Annotated in this window: 20 protein-coding genes; 19 read left to right on the top strand and 1 reads right to left on the bottom strand. The window is 47.8% G+C overall.

Annotated elements, in window-relative coordinates; genetic code table 11:
• Window positions 1–55 precede the first annotated feature (55 nt).
• From UNDYM_RS19540 to UNDYM_RS19505, 8 genes are all read left to right on the top strand, one after another.
• On the top strand, window positions 56–1,912 hold the full coding sequence (locus UNDYM_RS19540) for a DUF4214 domain-containing protein (protein WP_162042539.1): 1,857 nt from the start codon (window positions 56–58) through the stop codon (window positions 1,910–1,912).
• A gap of 137 nt (window positions 1,913–2,049) precedes the next feature.
• A complete protein-coding gene (locus tag UNDYM_RS19535; RefSeq protein WP_162042538.1) occupies window positions 2,050–2,505 on the top strand; it encodes a hypothetical protein in 456 nt (151 codons plus the stop codon).
• Window positions 2,506–2,581: 76 nt separating this feature from the next.
• Window positions 2,582–3,106 carry a hypothetical protein gene (locus UNDYM_RS19530; RefSeq protein ID WP_162042537.1) on the top strand — a complete coding sequence of 175 codons (525 nt, stop codon included), beginning with the start codon at window positions 2,582–2,584 and terminating at the stop codon, window positions 3,104–3,106.
• Window positions 3,107–3,120: 14 nt separating this feature from the next.
• Window positions 3,121–3,660, top strand: a complete 540-nt coding sequence (locus tag UNDYM_RS19525) for a hypothetical protein (RefSeq protein ID WP_162042536.1) — start codon at window positions 3,121–3,123, stop codon at window positions 3,658–3,660.
• Between the two features lie 148 nt (window positions 3,661–3,808).
• Window positions 3,809–4,144, top strand: coding sequence for a hypothetical protein (locus UNDYM_RS19520; protein WP_162042535.1), 336 nt, complete (start codon window positions 3,809–3,811; stop codon window positions 4,142–4,144).
• 310 nt (window positions 4,145–4,454) lie between these two features.
• Entirely contained in the window at window positions 4,455–6,485 is a 2,031-nt protein-coding gene (locus UNDYM_RS19515; protein WP_162042534.1) for a DUF4214 domain-containing protein, read from the top strand.
• Between the two features lie 188 nt (window positions 6,486–6,673).
• A complete protein-coding gene (locus tag UNDYM_RS19510; RefSeq protein WP_162042533.1) occupies window positions 6,674–8,641 on the top strand; it encodes an ankyrin repeat domain-containing protein in 1,968 nt (655 codons plus the stop codon).
• Entirely contained in the window at window positions 8,638–9,273 is a 636-nt protein-coding gene (locus UNDYM_RS19505) for a hypothetical protein (protein WP_162042532.1), read from the top strand. The genes UNDYM_RS19510 and UNDYM_RS19505 overlap by 4 nt, the downstream gene beginning before the upstream one ends.
• Here UNDYM_RS19505 and UNDYM_RS19500 read toward each other — a convergent pair.
• Window positions 9,270–9,569, bottom strand: a complete 300-nt coding sequence (locus UNDYM_RS19500) for a cyclic-phosphate processing receiver domain-containing protein (RefSeq protein ID WP_162042531.1) — start codon at window positions 9,567–9,569, stop codon at window positions 9,270–9,272. The two genes, UNDYM_RS19505 and UNDYM_RS19500, sit on opposite strands and share 4 nt — an antisense overlap.
• 497 nt (window positions 9,570–10,066) lie before the next feature.
• Between UNDYM_RS19500 and UNDYM_RS19495 the strand changes: the two genes are divergently transcribed.
• The 11 genes from UNDYM_RS19495 to UNDYM_RS19445 all read left to right on the top strand — a co-directional run bounded on the left by UNDYM_RS19495 (window position 10,067) and on the right by UNDYM_RS19445 (window position 18,962).
• Window positions 10,067–10,813: a hypothetical protein gene (locus tag UNDYM_RS19495; RefSeq protein ID WP_162042530.1), complete on the top strand. Its 747-nt coding sequence runs from the start codon at window positions 10,067–10,069 to the stop codon at window positions 10,811–10,813.
• Between the two features lie 84 nt (window positions 10,814–10,897).
• Complete coding sequence (locus UNDYM_RS19490) at window positions 10,898–12,691, top strand: PglL family O-oligosaccharyltransferase (protein WP_162042529.1); 1,794 nt, start codon at window positions 10,898–10,900, stop codon at window positions 12,689–12,691.
• A 114-nt stretch (window positions 12,692–12,805) separates the two neighbouring features.
• The gene (locus UNDYM_RS19485) at window positions 12,806–13,192 is read left to right on the top strand and encodes an energy transducer TonB (RefSeq protein ID WP_162042528.1); all 387 of its coding nucleotides are present in this window, start codon (window positions 12,806–12,808) and stop codon (window positions 13,190–13,192) included.
• Window positions 13,189–14,832 carry a lipopolysaccharide assembly protein LapB gene (locus UNDYM_RS19480; RefSeq protein ID WP_162042527.1) on the top strand — a complete coding sequence of 548 codons (1,644 nt, stop codon included), beginning with the start codon at window positions 13,189–13,191 and terminating at the stop codon, window positions 14,830–14,832. The genes UNDYM_RS19485 and UNDYM_RS19480 overlap by 4 nt, the downstream gene beginning before the upstream one ends.
• Window positions 14,833–14,996: 164 nt before the next feature.
• Window positions 14,997–15,395 (top strand): hypothetical protein, encoded by a 399-nt coding sequence (locus tag UNDYM_RS19475; protein ID WP_162042526.1) that lies wholly within the window; start codon window positions 14,997–14,999, stop codon window positions 15,393–15,395.
• Window positions 15,396–15,895: 500 nt separating this feature from the next.
• Window positions 15,896–16,189 (top strand): hypothetical protein, encoded by a 294-nt coding sequence (locus tag UNDYM_RS19470; protein ID WP_162042525.1) that lies wholly within the window; start codon window positions 15,896–15,898, stop codon window positions 16,187–16,189.
• A 162-nt stretch (window positions 16,190–16,351) separates the two neighbouring features.
• A complete protein-coding gene (locus UNDYM_RS19465; protein ID WP_162042524.1) occupies window positions 16,352–16,789 on the top strand; it encodes a hypothetical protein in 438 nt (145 codons plus the stop codon).
• Window positions 16,790–16,904: 115 nt separating this feature from the next.
• Window positions 16,905–17,339 (top strand): hypothetical protein, encoded by a 435-nt coding sequence (locus UNDYM_RS19460; protein ID WP_162042523.1) that lies wholly within the window; start codon window positions 16,905–16,907, stop codon window positions 17,337–17,339.
• Between the two features lie 105 nt (window positions 17,340–17,444).
• Window positions 17,445–17,804, top strand: coding sequence for a hypothetical protein (locus UNDYM_RS19455; protein WP_162042522.1), 360 nt, complete (start codon window positions 17,445–17,447; stop codon window positions 17,802–17,804).
• 416 nt (window positions 17,805–18,220) lie between these two features.
• Window positions 18,221–18,625, top strand: a complete 405-nt coding sequence (locus tag UNDYM_RS19450; RefSeq protein WP_162042521.1) for a hypothetical protein — start codon at window positions 18,221–18,223, stop codon at window positions 18,623–18,625.
• Entirely contained in the window at window positions 18,615–18,962 is a 348-nt protein-coding gene (locus tag UNDYM_RS19445; RefSeq protein WP_162042520.1) for a hypothetical protein, read from the top strand. Before UNDYM_RS19450 ends, UNDYM_RS19445 begins: the two co-directional genes overlap by 11 nt.
• The last annotated feature ends 21 nt before the right edge of the window (window positions 18,963–18,983 follow it).

Raw genomic sequence — 18,983 nt, 5'->3', positions numbered from 1 at the left:
TTTTTGATGGCTTGAATGAAGCCGCCACCATTTTTTATCTTTAAAGGTCAGTTTTATGTCTTATGTTTACGGTCTGAATTCGAATGCAGATGAAAGAACCATCACCATCGATTCATTTAACCGCAGCACTGTTTACAAGCTCGGTAATGGCAAACGCTCATTTGGTAAATTGTCCGCTACGGACACAACTGACTGGTACGAGCTGGACCTGGATGGGCCAGGCATTTATTCCGTCGTCGTGTCGAATGATGCCCTGAACAATTACCGTGGCAATACCTGGGATTCTACCTATGCCGGTGTCAAGATCGAGATCACCGACAGTGCAGGCAATATACTGTATAACCTGACGCCCGCCATTGCCCAGACCTATAACGATGATGGTATCAAGTTCATCTATTCAGGTGGCTATAATCACGGCGGTTTTTTTGTCAAGGTCAGCAATCTTGGTACTACCAATGCTGACTATGTGATTGGTCTTAGCAATGCCGTGGTCAAGGACGACGTGAAGCCGCCTGTACTCAATTCCATCAATATTCCATCCGTCGTCAACCTGGTTAAGGGTGATGTGATCATAGATATGAAAGCGATTGCCACGGATTATGAATCGGGCGTGCGCTATGTTTCCATCATTACTGATCCGCCACTGACCCATGATGTAAAAACCGATGGCAGCCTGTATGCCGGTCTGGTACTCGGTGGTTTCAAGGACCCCTGGGTCGATGGCACGACCAATCAGACATTTACCATCGCGGGCAATAATCCGAATGGCTATTACAATGTCACACGCATAGAAGTGGCTGACATGGCAGGCAATGTCAACGTCTATAATGCCGCGCAGTTACAGAAAATGGGCATCAATACTTCTATCCGCATAGTGGGGCAGGGTGATACCACAGCGCCGACAGCAGTATCATTTTCACCTACGCAGTCTGGTAAGTCCGTACCCATCAATAGCGATATCGTGGTCACTTTCAGTGAAGAGATTGCGCGTGGTTCTGGCCACATCCTGCTCAAGGATGGCACAGGCAAAACGGTTGCCGATTTTGATGCGGCCTTCAGCACCAACCTGACCCTGACTGGCAACAAGTTGACGATACACACGAATAACCCGTTGTCCTATGACACCACCTACAGTCTCAGTATCCCTGATGGCAGCATCAAGGATCTGGCTGGCTATAATTATGCGGGCACCAGCAGCTACCAGTTTTCTACTATCGGTAATTTTGTTGCCCCCGGCCTCAATATCATTGGCACGGCAGGCCCAGATTACCTGACCGGTACCAGCGCCAGCGATACTATCTCCGGCGGTGCCGGTAATGACACCATCATCGGTGGTGGCGGCAATGACAGCATCTCTGGCGGCAGCGGGCTTGATACCCTGGTCTTGTCAGGCAAACTCGCCAACTACTACGGCTCAGGCACGCTCGATAACCTGGTGTTGAAAGACAATGTCGGCAATGACGGTACCATCACCATGAGCCAGGTAGAACGCCTGCAATTCAGCGATGTTGCCTTGGCCTTTGATACCGACGGTGTCGCTGGCCAGGCTTACCGCATCTATCAGGCCGCATTTGGCCGCAAACCTGATCTGGCTGGCCTGGGCTACTGGATCAAGGACATGGACAAGGGCTCCAGCCTCACCACGGTGGCCGCCGGTTTTTTCCAGTCAGCAGAATTCCAGCAACTGTATGGCAGCAACCCCAGCACCAATACCCTGATCACCAACTTCTATCAAAACGTCCTGCATCGCGCACCAGACCAGGCAGGTTTTGATTACTGGTCCAACCAGTTCAGCAAGGGCCTGATCACCCCCGCCGCTGCACTCGCCAGCTTTTGTGAAAGCACAGAAAACCAGGCGCAAGTCATAGGGCAGATACAGAATGGGATAGTGTATACGGTGTGGGCAGGGTGATGTAGCGCAGTTGGAACCGGACGAGCTTTATTTACGTTATCCGGCTTCTTTTTGGTATTGCAGTTGCGTTTGACATTCCGCTTACTCCAGGTTTTGGCGACAGAGCATGTCACTATGCTCTCAGGAAAATAAAAACCATGAACAAGAAATTAAAGAAAAGAGTATTAGATCAGTTCGCGGCATGCATGCAAAAAGAATTGCAGGCATTTTCTCTTTTCAAAGGGAGTAGCGACTACTTCTTTGATACAGAAAAAGTTTGGGAAGATAGTTCTACGGTAGCCGGAGTCAATCTCTATGTGATTTTTACTCCAGAGTTTAATGGTCGAGACCAATTTACCATCGAAATTGGCTGGTCGAGATTGCAGCGTTTTCCTCAACTTGTACGCAGGCCATCTTTATCCTTTTCCTCAGAATTTACGCTCTGCTCTGATGCGCAAGAGGCAACGGCCCGCCTGCCAAAAATAATGTCTCTGGAGCTGGACTCATGGGTAGAGGTAAATAAGGATAATGTGGAAGAAGTGGTATCCACGCAATTCAAAAATTTAATGGCATATGGTATGCCATTCTTAAAGGAAAATTGTCTTCCGCACTGACAGGGGAGCTTGGTACTTGTCTCTTGAACTCAAAAAATATGCCAATTTGAAGACCTGATGAATGCTTAAAAAGCACATGGCTGAAAAGAAAATCTACGCAAAATTTATTGCTGCCTTTTGGAAATCTGCAAAGGAACGATATCCCTCTATCAAAAGACTGGACAAGCCATTTTGTTCAGCCATACCAAAGAGCAGCAGTTTTTATCTGGGCCTTCATCCCAACTTAGGAAAGCATATTCTGATCGTATTTCAGGCGTCGAATAAATCATGGCAAGTGGGCGAGTTTGCAATCAATATCCACATTTCAGAAAAATTTGAACCTACCAGCAACTTTCACCCAAAAGAAGGGGAATTTGAGCAATTTACTGATGGGTATTATCGCTTTCCTTCTGTGATCGGCAGGGATAAATGGTGGTGTCTTAATCCCACATCTTTGGACTCACCACTTCAATCTTTGATCGATTACTGGCGACCAGGTTCTTATGAAGTCGAAGATATTATTATTCAGGAAGCTGTGCGGGATGTTTGCCTGACTTTAGAGTCCGGGTTTCTTGACCGATTGGGGTTGTTGCAACAAGGGGATGACAAGCAGCCAGCTTGAGCTCAAGAGAAGAAATGAAAAAATTTATTCCAGTGCCAGATAGCATCTTTGCAGAATCTGATGCGCATCTTGTCTTTGAAAGTATTTACTTTCACCTGCTCAAGTTATTTGATCATCAGATATTGTCCCCTGAACTGATTGATGAATACCCTGATTTTCCTGAAAGTGCAAAAACAGCTTGGTATCTATGGCACTTTGCGATGGAAGTGTCCAGTTCTGGCCTGCCTGATTATTTGTCGAATCATTGTTCTTCAGTTCAGCAAATAAAGCTGACTCGACATGCGCTTGCAGTGGTTGCCGCCGATGAATTAAAGATGCTGCTTGATGCGGCAATTCCTTTTGCAAGAGATGTCGCTAAAGAATATGGCGAGTTCAGCGTATTTCCGCAAGATGTATGGTTTGAGCAGTTTGATGTCAGTTCATCCTGGCCTGAGCCTGATTTGATTGCAGAGACCTCGTTGAGGCTGGCAGGTTTGCCATTGTCTTCATTAGTGGGCACATATCTGCGTGCGCACCGTGAAGAACTTCAATGTAAAGGAGGCGGCGGCGTTTAACTGCCTATCAGCTCTTGGTTGCTCTGTTTTGCTTGCACAAGTAAACAGTACCTGTTCACCCTGAACGCATCTTCTCTTCACACTAGCTGTTTATGATGCATCTTCCTTGATTGACAAGGCGATAGCAGAAATGAACACAAAGTCCCTGATGAACAGTAAATACGTTTTTTTTGCACTGCACGTATTGATGGCTGCTTGCGCTTATGGCTGGGCATCTTGCGAACGACAGTTTTTGCAGATCATTTCAGATTTCGCTTGCCCCGGCAACGCGCAATTATATGGTGGCCTTTCCCAGGGGATGTTGGTCATGGCACTGCTCTTGTGGGGCGTTTTGATCTTGATGACATGCAGGCGCTGGAAGCGAGTTCGTCATGACTATGAGGGCAGCTCCTTGCTTTTGTCTGTGCTGTCTTTCCTTGCTCCTCCAGTGTATTTTTTATTTATCGGGTATGGGTTTGTTTCTCCTAGCGTCAATTGTCTGTGACGTCTGAGGCAGTGTTGCAAATGCTCTTTTTGCAAGGCATGTACACGGCTAAAACTGCTGTAGTGGCAGTCGCATGCTTTCACGTAGATGAGAGTAAATGAGGGTGGCGATGTCACTATTTAAATTCCCCAAAAAAACCATCAAGTCATACGTTACCCATTCTAATCTACCGGCTTGTCCGTGCTCAATACGGCTACACAAGAAGGTGCCCAATGACAGCAGATCACGTACAATGCCAAACTGGAATTCACTGTTGATGTACACCCTTTATATCTGGCAAATTCAAACTGCGAACTGATAGAAAAATACCATGGCAACTTACATACCCTATTTCCCTCAGACCCCGATTACCCGGGCCATGTTCAATTTTGACGGGGTTGCGCCTGGCCTGATTAATTACATCTTGTCGGGATATATCCGTGTCTCGGTGTCGGACAGTTTTACCAATGATGTGATGCAGGGCGGCAGTGATTATCCTTGGACGCAAAAGCAGATCAATAACATCAGTGCGATACTGGATATCTATTCGCAGTTTGCCAATCTGTCGTTTTCCAGCGTGGTGGATTATGACACTTATGGCGGTTATTCATTGGTGACGCCTGCAGTGGTTGGGCAGGCGAATTTGTCGGACATCAATATCAACTGGCAGAATCTCAAGAATGTCGGCTACAGCGCCATATCAGGGGCCAATGACGACAGGAATTTTGGGTATGTGGGTGGGGCTGGTGACATCAAACTGAATCAGGCTTCGTCCAATTTTGGTGGTGATTATTCACTGGACCTGACCACGGTGGCAACTCAGACCCTGATGCATGAACTTGGACATTCTTTGGGCCTGTCGCACCCACATAGCTCTTACAGTAACGGCGTACCTGTGATCACCACTGATTATGCCGCGACCCAGTACCTGGGTTTTGATACCCTGGGTTTTAATATCAAAAGTGCGAAGGACATGTACAAGGAATATTTTTCCATCATGTCTTATGATGATCAGAACCATTCATCATTTCTGCACGCCTTTACGCCAATGATCCTGGATGTGATTGCTTTGCAGCAGGCCTATGGCGAAGGCAAGGGTACCAGTGGCAGCGGTGACGATACGATAGTCGCTGGCACCGACGGTTATCGCACCTATTTTGACAAGGGCGGTGTTGATACGGTTGATTTGTCCATGTACACCCAGGGCGCTTATTTTGAGATGGGGGTGAAGATCGTCAGTGCCTCGCACCTGGTCGGGGTGGCGATGAGTTATTACGATGCGTCAAATACCATCGTCAATGGTGGTGACCCCGTCAGTTTGCGCTGGCTTTATGGCGAGTATGAAAATGCCATAGGATCAGCCGCTGCTGACATTATCGCGGGCAATGATCTGGCCAATAATATCCGGGGTGGTGGCGGCAGCGATTTGCTCGGTGGCATGGGCGGCAATGATGTTATCTATGGCGATGCAGGCAACGACAGTCTTGAAGGTGGTGGCGGTAACGACACGCTGATCGGTGGTGATGGTGACGACCGTTTCGACTGGCTGGCAGACAACCGCGACGGCAATGACCTGATGATGGGCGGCAGGGGCGACGATGACTATGTGCTCGACAATAGCCTCGACAAGGTCATCGAAGTTGCCAACGAGGGTTTTGATACCGTCTGGGTCAATTTCAATGCCTCGATAGTCAATTATGCGAATGTCGAATACCTGCATGCTTATGGCAACACGGGCGTTAGCCTGCTGGGCGGGGCCGGTAATGACCTGATCTCGGGTGCGGGTGGTAACGATACGATAGATGGCGGTGCGGGTAATGACCTGGCGCTGTATAGCGGTACTGCATCAAGATACACCATTACCAAGTCAGGCAACACGGTCAGCGTCAAGGATACTACCGGGCAGTTGGGTACCGATACGCTGTTGAATGTCGAGCAACTCAAGTTTGATGATCGTCACTATGTGACTTTTGATGTCAAAGGCATCGCGGGCCAGGCTTACCGTTTGTACCAGGCGGCATTTGACCGCAAGCCTGATTTTGCTGGCCTCGGCTACTGGATCAATGATATGGAACATGGGTCCAGTTTGACGACAGTGGCAGCAGGTTTTTTCTCTTCTGCCGAGTTCCAGAAACTGTATGGCAGTAACCCCAGCACCACGACCCTGATCACCAATTTTTACAACAATGTCTTGCACCGCGCACCTGACAAGGCCGGCTTTGATTATTGGGCCAATGCGCTTAACAGCGGCGCGATTACACCAGCCGGGGCACTCGCCAGTTTTTGCGAAAGCACAGAAAACCAGGCGCTGGTTATCGGGGTGATACAGAACGGCATAGAGTATGCAGGGTGGTTGGGTTAATTATTCCTGACCTTGTTTGCCATTAAAAAACCAGCATTGCAGCTGGTTTTTTTATGATGAGAGCAATTTTTACTTCGTGAATATGACGGCAATATGACATTGTCAGCGCAAAACAGCCTGTTGCAAGTAACCATCAGTGTTGCATCGCAGATATTGCAGTGCGCAAAACGGTTTGCTACATTGCAGACATGATAAAAACAAAAAAAATAATCAGTCAATTAGGTGGCAGTTTATTTGCCCTTATCTTTGTAATCGGTTTTGGTGGAGGTGGCTGGTTTGCCGGTATTGTGCCCATGGCCAATATGCTACACGGCTGGTGGCGTGCCGGTGACCTGGTGGCGGTACAGGCCAGTATCGACAAACTTGCACTTCGCGAGCACCAGACAGAGGATGGACGCAGCTACAGCGTCGATGCAGAGTTTGTCTATCAATATAATGGCAAGACTTACCGCAGCAAGCGTATCAATGTCGGTGGCGACAGCGGTGATGGTGATGGCGCAGGCGGCTACAATCAGCGTATCCATGCCAGCCTGCTGCAGGCGCGCAGCAATGACCAGCAAGTTACCGTCTGGATGGACATCAAAGACCCAGCCTTTGCCGTGTATGACAGGCAATTGCGCACCAAGCAGCTTCTATTCCACATTCCATTTGCGACTCTGTTCCCTGCGGTAGGGCTGGGTGCTCTGTGGGCATTGTGGGCAATCTGGTTCAAGCGTGATGAAGATGACGAGAATACGCCTGGCTTATCGGCTTACACGAGTGCTCAGAGCCAGTCTGGCTGGCAGGAGTTAAATCCCGCTCCCTCAGGTGCTGGCGGCCTGGGCCTGTTTGCCCTGTTCTGGAATTTGATCAGTTTTCCGATAGCTGGCATTTTTATGTTGAACAGGTCAGAGGGAGGATACTGGCAATACCTGGTTTTGCTGTTCCCCGCACTGGGTGTACTGATGATTGCAGGTGCGGTCTGGCTGGCGTATTCCCGCTGGCGTGTGGGCAAGCCGCGTCTGACTCTGGCTAAACAGCCTCATACCGGCATAGAGAATTTATCCTTGCGCCTGCATTTTGATCCACCTCTCGGGCAACGCATGGCCACTGGAGCCAGTCACTACATGGTAAAGGCAGAAATCCATTGCGAGCATGAGGACCGGCGCGGAGAAGACACTACTACCAAGAGACTATGGGAGCAAACGCTTGGCGAGCAAGTTGTCATGCATGGTGCGCAAAGCATGGATTTCACGATCAGCCTGCCTGCAGACATGCCTGCCAGTGGCAAGCAAGAGCATAAAGACATTGAAGTGATATGGAACTTGCAGCTTAATATCCTTGGGGCCGACCTGCTCTTCAAGCTGCCCGTACAGCAAGGGCTGGGGGAGAAGGCCAATGCTCGCGACCTCATCGCCAAGCAATACCGCAGTCATGAGCAGCGCATTTATGGCCTGCCTAAAGCAGCAACTGACAACAGTAATCAGACCAGGCGCTCGGCTTGGTTTTTTGCGATCTTTTTTATTCCTGCCGTGGCGTCGGTATTTTTTATCTTCGACCTGAATGACCTGCGGAACTTGACAGGAACTAGTAGCGCCGGGGCCGACAATGTAGCCATAGAAACCCTGGCGCAGTTAAAAGCCAGGCTCGATGCCGGAGGCGATGTCAACGCCAGGGATGCAAGCGGGCGCAGCCTGCTCATGCAGGCGGCGGATGACAATGACATTGCCAAAGTACGTTATCTGCTGCAAAAAGGTGCGCAAGTCGATTTAATGACTCCAGTGGACGCCGACGGTAATGGAGGACGCAGCGCCCTGTTTGCCGCCATTCACAATGACGGTATCGAGATCGTGAAAATGCTGGCCGACGCCGGTGCTGACCTGAGTCGTCCAGGTAACAAGGTATGGACGCCCGCCCATTACGCCGCCTACAAAGGCGCCCTGAAAAGCCTGCGCTACCTGCATGAACGCGGGGTCGCCATGGACCAGACTTTCGATGGCGGTCGTGGTTCTACACCCCTGATGATTGCTGCCCAATACAATCAACTGGACGTGATCAGCTTCCTGCAACTGGCAGGCGCAGACCGCAGCAAGAAAGACTTGTACGGTGAAGACGCCTGCGGTTATGCACGCTATTTCAAACAGGCACAGGCAGCGGCGGCGCTGGGGTGCCCATGAGCGAACTGACAGCAACTGCCAGGCCAAAGATAACCCGCCGGTATATATATGCCGAAGATGCGACGCACACTAATCTCCTGGTGGCTTCCATCGTTTGCCTGCTGATGACTACGGGTTTTTCCTGGGGAGCAGCAAGGCAATGTGGCAGCGTTTGCGTCACTGGGGAATATCTGCTGATATTGTCGCCCATCGCCAGTATCATGCTGGTGGCGTATGCTTGCTGGCGCATTTACCTGCGCAAGCGACTGGGCAGACTGGTGTTGCAGTTGCCAGTGCCTTTGCACCCGGGTTGCAGGGATGTGCCTGCGGCCCTGACCTTCACCGGGGGACTGGGGCAGGGCATGCGCCAGCCTGCGGCAGACTATCCATTAACATGGGAAGTCGCTTGCATCCATGTAACTAGCAGTGCAGAGGAAATTTCCACGAGTACCTTGTGGTCGCAAGAACTCAAGCGCAGGCGCATCGCCCATGGCGCAGGCAGGGTAGATTTCACACTCAGCCTGCCCGCAGAGCTGCCACGCAGTGGCCCGCTGGGACGCTCTGAATTCAAGATCATCTGGAAATTGCAACTCAAAATGCTCGGGACCAAAGTGAGTTTTGTCTTGCCCGTGAAGCTGGCGACAGCTAGCTAAGTCTTTTGCAGATGTCTCAAAATGCTCTGTATGCCCGCTTCCATTTTTTGCCGGGCAGAAGAATTAGCCGAATGCACACGCATTTCCTGCGGCGGTATAAAGCCCGTCGTCATGACCGCTTCTTCTATCCATAAGACTACGTCGTAACCTGTGCCGTGTTCATCATTACCCAGGTCGTGGTCCAGGCTCAGATGAGTGACTTCACCTGTTTTTAGCAAGGCTATCGTGTCTTCCGGCCAGTAGGTGCGCGTCCATCCATCCGGGGTTGTTCTTTCGTCGTCGAGATAGACTTTCATGTATTTTCAGGGTCTTATTTGGGAAAGTATTGTTCAGCGTATCGAGACTAATTTGAATTTTGGGTGCTGCGATTAACACCTTTCAGAATGCCTTGTTTTACCCCCTCATCCAGGGCGAGTGAGCTAATCCTTCGCTGCATGTCTCATACGGGTTCTTTGTCTTGCCCTCGAATTTACTGATAACGGCTTTGACATCACTAAGTAAATTCTAGTTTAGATTGAGCGCCAAGGGTGCAATAATGTTAATTTAATGTAACTATTTATCGTGAACCAATAACTGTTGGCAGCTTTTTACCTGTCTTGCAGGCCCCGCCAGTCTTGATCAAGCGGGAAAAGCTCATTAGAATATGCGTGCTTTTCTTTGATTTTGACCGATGCCAGGTCGGTGATGTCAAGTCTATGGAAATGCTTTGGTATTCAACCTGAGACCAAGATGCCCTGATGTGACAGAACCTGACCCGGTCTCCGGGATTTTCTTACGATTCATGTCAACTACTATGAAAACATCTATATCTCGCTATCGTGCCAGTGGCACGCATTTTTTCCTGAGCTGCATGGTTGGTCTTTGTCTGCTCATGATGTGCTGGTATATGTGGTACCCAACGCCCATGCTCAGGGCGATCGGTGGCTATGAAATCTTCTTCCTCATCGTTGGTATTGACGTGGTGCTGGGGCCAGCACTGACGCTGGTGGTGTTCAAACCCGGCAAGAAATGGCTGGTGCTTGACCTGGCAGTGATCGCCATAGTGCAGGTTTCTGCCTTTCTGTACGGTGTCAGCACCTTGCTGGAAGCACGTCCAGCCTACATCGCTGCGCTGGGCAAGGAATTCCAGGTAGTGCAGGCGTCCGAGATTACCGATGGTTCCCTGGCAAAAGGCAAGACCACTTTACCTATATGGGGCCCTAAACTGGTGGGTACCAAAGAGCCTACCGATCCTGCCGATATCAGCAATGTCAATGCCATGCTGTCTTTTGGCGGTAATAAAGGCCATTTGACGCAATTGCATATTCCTTATGCCGACATGAAGGATGAAATCCTTAAAAACGCCGAAGACTTCACCATACTGGAAAAGAACAATGAAGACAAAAAGGCAGACATACAGTCATGGTTAAAATCCAATGACTGCGATGAAAAAAACTGCAAATACCAACCCATCAAAATAAGGGCATCGATTTTCCCTGCCGTGCTTGATGCAAAAACAGCAGCCTACAAGGGCATCATGCCACTCGCTCTCAAAATGTAGTTAAAATGTAGTTCTTACCCGACCTGGCATAACTCGTTGATGCACAATGAGTCATGCCAGGCCAATTCTTGAAATGTATCCCGAATGGCATCCGCAAAGGAAGGCAAGCTGGCATTGATCATTTTTGCGGTAGCGATTTTTTTCAGCTACGCACATCCTTATCATATCCATCCGTACAGAACTTTTTATCACGACCTGATCATCTGCCTTGGTCTGCTGGGCGCGATGGCGTTTTTCGTTGTTCGCCCGGCGTCTGTATCCCCATCTGAATCAGCATCTGCAATTTCCCCAGCATCTGCATCCAAGGCAGCAGTGCGCCTGCGCTTTCCGGCATTGCTTGCCCTGCCAGGCGGGATTATCCTGCTGATTCTCCTGCAAGTGGCGCTGGGCATGATAACGCCAGCCAGCTTCGTTGCTCTCCCTATTTTGTATCTGCTGCTGTTTGCACTGGCCATTGTGTTTGGCAGCAGCCTCGCGCTTGAGCAGTCCAGGCTGGACATGGCGGTGAGCGCGATTGCTCTCGCCAGCCTGCTGGCAGCATCGGTGTCCCTGGTGTTCCAGCATATCCAGATACTGGGGCTGGATGCAACGCCGTTCGTCATGTACATCGCCAAAGACCCCCATATCGCCATGCGCCCCTATGCCAACGTGGCGCAGCCGAACCAACTGGCTTTGCTGTATTTTTTTGCGTTGGCAGGGCTCTGGCATTTTTACCGCACACGTATATTTTCTGGTTTCAGTTCTGCAGCCATTGCCGCGCTCCTGCTGTGGGGAGCAGTACTGACGCAATCGCGCATAGGCTGGATACTGGTACCATTGTTTTTTGCCTACACTGCCAGTAAGCTGGGCACCAGCAAACGTAAGGGCACACCCATCATCATCGCCATGCTGGCCCTGGTCATCCTGTATGCCGTGCTGACCTTTTGCCTGCCGCAAATCAGCCAGGCCATCGGGTTTTCTGGCGGCTCCGTGGCTGACCACGTGGGTGGTCGCTCTGAACGTACCGGCCTGTGGCAAACCGCCTGGCAACTCGCAGCACAACACCCATGGCTCGGTGTGGGCTGGTTTGGATTTGGCCCAGGCCAGGTCAGTGTCGGGGCAGACTTTACCTCCAGCACCTATGCCGAGCATGCCCATAACCTGCCATTGAATCTGGCTGCCGAACTCGGCTGGCCAGCCACCATCCTCATCATGGGTGGCTTGTGCTGGTGGTTTTACCAGACCTGTATCAGAACAGAAAAATCCCCAGGCAAAGGCGCCGCATTGCAGTTTTGCACCCTCAGCCTGTTTGCCGTCGGCGTACACAGCATGGTCGAGTTCCCGCTCTGGTATGCCTTTGTGCTGCTACCTGTAGGCGTGCTCATGGGCATGGTGCATCAATTGCGCTGGCCAACTGCGGGCACGGTGGTCAGGCCCGGCATTGTGCTAAGCGGGTTTGTCATCGGCTGCGTATTGATGGCGGCTATCACCCTCGATTATCAACGTGTGGTCACCGGCTTCAAGTCCATACGCGATGTGAGCTCAGGTTTTGAATCGAAAGAAAAATTCCTGCAAAAACCTGCATTCACGCTGTTCCCGCAGTTCTTTGAATACTTCAAACTGACCCGCATCAAACCGCGCGAAGGCATGTCGGCAGAAGAGATCAACTACATGGAAACCTGGGCACCGCGCTTTGGCTTTGTTCACATTCTTAATATCGAGGCTGAAGTCTATGCACTCAATGGCCAGCCCAAAAAAGCCACCCGTACCCTGCTGACCCTGCAACGCCTGCACCCCATCCCTTATCCGGAATATTATGATTACTGGAAAGCCAAGGGCAAGGAAGACCCGCGTTATCAGACGGTGTTTGAGACCATGCCTGCGCGGGATGCGCCTTGATAGCTGAGCAGTCAGTTGCCAGTACACCGTGTCAGGATAAAATTGAACAGCCCACTTTATCCTGACACAAGCCCCACATTGTCGAATCTTTCCCTGACCTTTATTGGATAGCACATGAAATTTGTATCTACCTTGCCTGCCATTGGCATCCTGCTGTGCTGTGCAGGCAGCAGCTATGCCGATACACCGGCAAACAGCGGCTTTAAACCCGGATTCATGGATGAAGAGGTCGGTGGAGAATTGCTGACAGCCGAAATTTGCAAGCCGGAGTATCCCAGAGCCTCTTTGCGCAATGAAGAAACAGGCGTCGTCAGGCTGGATATGCTCATTGGCAAGGACGGCAGCGTCATCGACGGAAAAATAAGCCAGACCAGTGGATTCCGCAATCTGGATTATGCAACCCTCCAGGCCACAATGAAATGCATCTATCGCCCGCATTCCAAAGCTGGCAAGCCTTTTCAACAAAAACACTTGCTCCAGTATGTCTGGAGATTAGAATGAAAAATATAAATTATTTCTTACTCTCCGCAGCGATGGCATGCGGTGCAATACAGGCACAAGAACTGGGCAAACTGACAGACAAAGATTGCAAAGTACAGATACGCCGGACAATCATCGCGAGTAAAGCCACAACCGACAGAAACATGTCTGAGCTGGCAGCCATACCTGATGATTCCATCGAGGGATTAAGGCGCTTGCATGCCCTGGCGCTTCAGACATTTATCCTGGATTTCAGCACCGCAGAAAAAGCGATACGCAAGCATCAGGCTGCCCTGTCGAACTGGAACATGGCAGAAGCAGCACTTGCTGAAATCGACACGTCTTCAAAAGCGCTGATAAAAAGAGGCTGGTGCGAATATGCAGAGTCTTATTTATTGATGGGATCTGCCATGGCAAAGAAAAATGCGAATTTTTATCCGCGAGACATGCAGTTCCAGCTCGGTCTCGCCAGATTGTATCTGGAAAGCAAAAGATATGACCTGGCGCAGTCCAGGCTGAAGCTATTGCTGGATAAAGGAAGCCTGGGCTCACCCTTGCCTCCGGCCCAAAAAGCGGAAGCCAATGCCCTGATGGGCGAGTCTTACTTTACGATTAAAGACTACGTCAATGCTGCCTGGTTTTTTGAGCAAAGTGTGGCTATCCTGGAGCAAAATAATGTCAATGACAAGGGTTACTTGACAGAGAATTTATATATGCTCGCAGCCAGCCAGTATCTGACGAATGATTTTCTCAAGGGCGAAGAAACCTTCGAAAAAGTCAGGCAGTTAAACAAGAATGACATCAGATTTTCCAACGGCGGGTCTTTGTATGATCAGGACATCGTCGCGAACTACAAAAACGGCAATCTCAAAGAAGCTATCCGCATTGCAGAAAAAAGACTGGAGTTTTTTAATGGCAGGCAGGAAGAGTTGCAAACAAAAATAAAAGCACTGTCTGGAAGCACGGTTGAAATGAAGAAGCTCTTGAATGAGCAACAAGAAACTGAATACAGGCGGATTACAACCATGCTGACTCTGGCAGAAATTTTGCATGCACAAGCCCAATTCGATAAAGCGCGTGAGCTGTACGTGCAAATTCTGGCTTCAAGTAAAAGCCATCAGTTTTCTCAAAGACTGGTTTTCCAGGTGCACAGCAATCTGGCACGTCTGTATTTGAGCAGCAAAGACTTCAGCCTGGCCGAAGACAATTATCTGACTGCCTATCAAATTGCACAGAAATTTTTTACCCCTGAACATCCGTCTGTGACGAGCGCCATGGCAAATCTTGCCTATGTCTATAAAATCAATGGTCAGACAGATTATGCTGAAGGATACTATCTCAAGCTGATAAACAGGCTCAAGGATGAATCAATCTATGGATATGAAGAACTGCCCGCTTACTACGAATATCTAGGAGAAATTTACCTGGCAAAAGCGAATTACCCCGATGCCAGAAAATTCTATGAACTGGCCTACGAAAAAAATGGCGCCTTGCAGGGAAACAAAAAAGACCCTCTCATCCGGTGCACCAAGGCCCTCATCACTGTTTATAGAAAACTCGATGAAACAAACAAGGCCAGAGAAATGGAAAAGGAACTGGCGAAATTTGAAAGCCCGGCTCAAAAATTGAAGACATCTTCAAATAAAAAAAGCAAGGCATAAACGTTAGCTGCAGGTAGGTTGCGTTGCAACGCACTGTTCGAAGGGTGTTTAGGCCAGGGGGGTAACTATCCGAGGGGGCTGCTTCAAGTATTCTAACGCCCTTCATGCGGTGCCGTTGCAGCGTACCCGACGCGCTGAACAAGATGAAAAAACTAAGGCGTGTCATGAGGATATTAAAAACCTTATCTATATTTCAAAGAGTTCCTAAAATAGCGTTCTTTTTTTGCATTGGTCTGGTTGCCTGTATTCGCGAGAAAAAAATAGAATACTTGGTCACTATTGAAAATGCTCTGAATGAATCTGTTCATTTATGCAGATCAGAATTGAAAACAAGATGCTACGAAATTAAGGCTGGAAAAACTGAAGATATCCAGTTTTTTGAAAAAGATACATCCAATCGCTGGATATCTCATCTTAAGCAGAATAGTGTAAGTTTTTGTGGAAGAGATGTGTTTATTCCAGAAATTGTTGCGACAACCGGAATTATATCTAGACCTAATGGATATTTAATTAGAATTGATCGTGGCGTTGAACAGAAGTTATGTTCAAAAAATGTACCTTAAGCTTGGTTGATTCACGATTTTTCTCCGTCATCATTATTGCGATATCAGTTAGAGAAAGCGTCATGTTATCAATAATTTCCAAGCCTCGATTTTTGGCAGGATATTGCATCTCATCGTATGCGATGTTTTTGTTAGTCAGTTATGGCTTGTTTGCCCCAGCTTTGCCGGAGGCCTGGTTTCTCCTGGTAAGTTTTGGCGCTCCCTTGCTATGGATGTCATATCCCCGAATTGGCTTTCCTATATTTGCACTTAGCCATTTTTCCTGGATTTGTGTCACTGTATTGCCAATTGTTCTTCGTCGTTTGTTTGAAAGTGATTTTTCTATGCAACTGACATTCAGGCATTTAATCTTCTTTGGTTTTTTTGGAGTGATTAATTTGGCAGGAATGATCTGGTTAATATTGTTGAGCTCGCGCAGGCGTTTTTAGGAAACCGCAATTGGATTTGTAATGAAAATGGAGGGACTCCACTCAATTACAATCCTAATTAAATTGGAAAAAATGAAAAAATACCTTGGATCAGATAGATTTGGCAATATTGTTGAGAATGATGATTTAGTTCGTTTATTACGTATTCGCCCTTCTATTCTAAAGCGATTGGCTGGAGATGAGCATGCCGATGTTTCGTCAATGCTTGACCAAGTCTTGCCTGTATTTGATGTCTATGAAGATGGTCTGGTTTGGGTAAGTCTGACTTGGAAAAGGCAAGACGGGGCGACGGAAGTTCACGCAATTGCTGTTGATACTGACGCCATCGAATTGGTCGAAAAAGCCAGTTCACGTAACTCAGATTAGACAGCAGGGTGCGTTACAACTCACCGCTCGACGGATGCAAGCCGGGGGATGTATCTATCCGTGTGAGCCTGCTTTAAGTATTTTCATGCTCTTCATGTGGTGAGTTGTAACGCGTACTTCGCGCTGACCAGAGCTTGTACTACCAGGCATTCGAAAGATTAGATGAATACTTTAATTTTATATTTAGATCAATTATCTGATGGAAAGCATCAGATTAAACACGGCATTCATTTCTGCGATGTTGCGATCGTTAAAGCTGCAATTGATGGTGAAGATATTGATGAAAACGAGTATTTTAAAGACTCGTTAATCTATTTTGATGAGTTGAAAAAAAGTAAGCTTGGTACGGGTCGCTACTTAATATTTACGTGTGCCTGTGGCATAGCTGAAGATTGTGGCTGGGAAGGGGTCAAGGTTGAAATTAATGATACGATTGTGTGCTGGAAAATAGAGATGTGGAATGAGACACTTCAATATTTTTTTGACCGAGAACAATATGAACACGAAATTGACTCTATGAATGAGCATTTGGGTCGTTGTGGGTTACCTTTAGAACCTTTGAACGTGATTTTTCCAGAGAATTTTTCAAGGAGTATGTAAGCGTCCTTTCGCTTGCTCTGTTCAGTGCACAGTTATTCCTATGATCAACGCTTCAAATCAAGGGATATATTTGGAGTCTTGACAGAGACAGAGGACTCAAAAGAAGGGGACTTCAATGCGGAAGCCTTTGTTAGTTTTCGGTTTTTTTGTATTTTTGGGGGCTTATGCATTGCCTTATGAGCCCCGGTCAAAAGGCGTAAAGGGAGAGTCACTAAAAGGTGTAATGGGAGAGTCATCGTTTGTAGTTCCGGCGAATGAGACGCCGTCTCTTCAGGTAAGTGCAAAAAATGGAGATTGCAATTCGGCGTACAAATTAGGTATGCACCATTTTTTTGTTAGTCTTCAATATAATGAGGCGACCAGGTGGTTTCGTCTTGCTGCAAAATGTCCCGATGTTCGATCAAAAGAAGCACTCATTGCTGCACTATTAACTGAAAAAAATCAAACTAGTGTAACTACTGAAATCGATAATTTAATTTCTGAAATCAAGAAAATTGACCCAGAGCGTGCAAAAAAAACTGAAGACAACGTGCGTCATTCGCGCAAATAAATGAAACGCTTGGGGTAGTCCTAGTCCGCATAGCTCCGATCACAACCCGGGGGGCACCCCTTAGTCCTCGATAATCAAGTAGCCGAACAACATAATGAGATATCAATGCCGCTGGATTTTTACTGTAAAGTTTACATAAATGGAAACGTCAATTACATCTCTTTAGCAAAACTTATTTCTGTAATACTTGGTGGGGAAATTGAGATGAGGTCGGTACACGGCCCGTATTTTACTGCAGATGTTTTTGTCAATGAGCATGCAAATGTGATGGCAGACCCAGATGACTTTGTTGAATGGCCACTGTATCTTGAAATAGAACCTGATGATGAAAATATTGACCCTCAGTTATATATAAATTCATTGGCTTCATTCATTTCGGCATTAAGGACGAACGGGCTTAGACTTGTGGCTGCATGCCATTTTGAAGAAGAACTTAATGCATTGATTCTGAATCATAAAGTTTAGGCCAGATGTGCATCTGGCGTAACATCAAATCTGCATAAAATCGTGCTGACGTTAAGCAACAATAAAATTATGGTTAGTATCACCTAAACATTCCATTCAAATCAATTCGTTTTTGTCTGATTGGCTGAATTGTTCAATGACCGACTTGTGCCGGGAAGGGGGAATCGCCCCAAATTTTAAACGGCTCCTACCAACAGATTGCTGCCATATTTGGGTGAGAGCAGCCAGTAGCGGGCGTTGAAGCCAGGAATGATCCACATGGGATCGTACTGGCATGTCTTGTATTAAGACGAGAGCGAAAGCTGCACGAAACAAGCCAAAAAACTGTTCTTGCAAGCAGTAAAAGATGTCACAATTGGTTGATAAATCTGAAATTTAAATTGCAATTTTAGTAGTTGTAATGAAGCGAGGCTGACATGGAAATAAAGGATAATGAAAAAAGTTCGGATCAGCCTTTTGTTGATATGGCTAATCGAGGAATTTCTTTCACTTTAATCCTGGTTGTTCTAACGATAGCGGCGATAGCCATGGTGGTAGTGTATGGATTGTCATGGCAACGATTAATCTTCTTATACCCACGTTGGTCCGCTTACTGTTTACTAATTGCCTCTCTCCTTAGGTTACTGGCGATCGCCGGTATTTGGAGGTGGAAAAAAATCGCAGTAATTTTATATTCATTGATAGCAATGACAACGACGCCCCCCGTCTTCGACCGTTTGGAGATGGCGTATCTGAAATGGCTGAAGATAGTGTTTGTGGTGTTGTGTTCGGTTGTAACGGTGCAGAATAGAATTTGGAGCTTAGGACGATATGGAATTTAATTGGAATTGGTTTATGGGCGTTGACTTTAGAGGGCGTTGGTTAATTACTAGAGGTCAAGCGTATTTTGAAGTAAGTGAAGATAATTCTCTTATCTCAGGTGTTATGTGCCTTGGAGATGCTTGCACTAAGGATTCCGAGATATATGCAAAATTTTTTGGTAAAGTAAGTGACGACAGTGAAGTTGTAGTGACCGTGGCATCTACGACGGAGGATGTGCCACCATTTGAGGTTTCTGGAACAATGTTTGGTGCAGAAAGTGAAAATGAGATCTCGTATACGTTCGTTTTAACAGACGGGACTACAGTTCTTGGATTTTCTCGTCATTCCACGTTGTAAGTGCAAGGACCGAAATTGGGG

The sequence above is a fragment of the Undibacterium sp. YM2 genome, assembly GCF_009937975.1.
Taxonomy (GTDB): Bacteria; Pseudomonadota; Gammaproteobacteria; order Burkholderiales; family Burkholderiaceae_D; genus Undibacterium.
The sequence above is the reverse complement of the archived record's forward strand: the minus strand, read 5'-3'. Positions and strand labels throughout refer to the sequence as shown.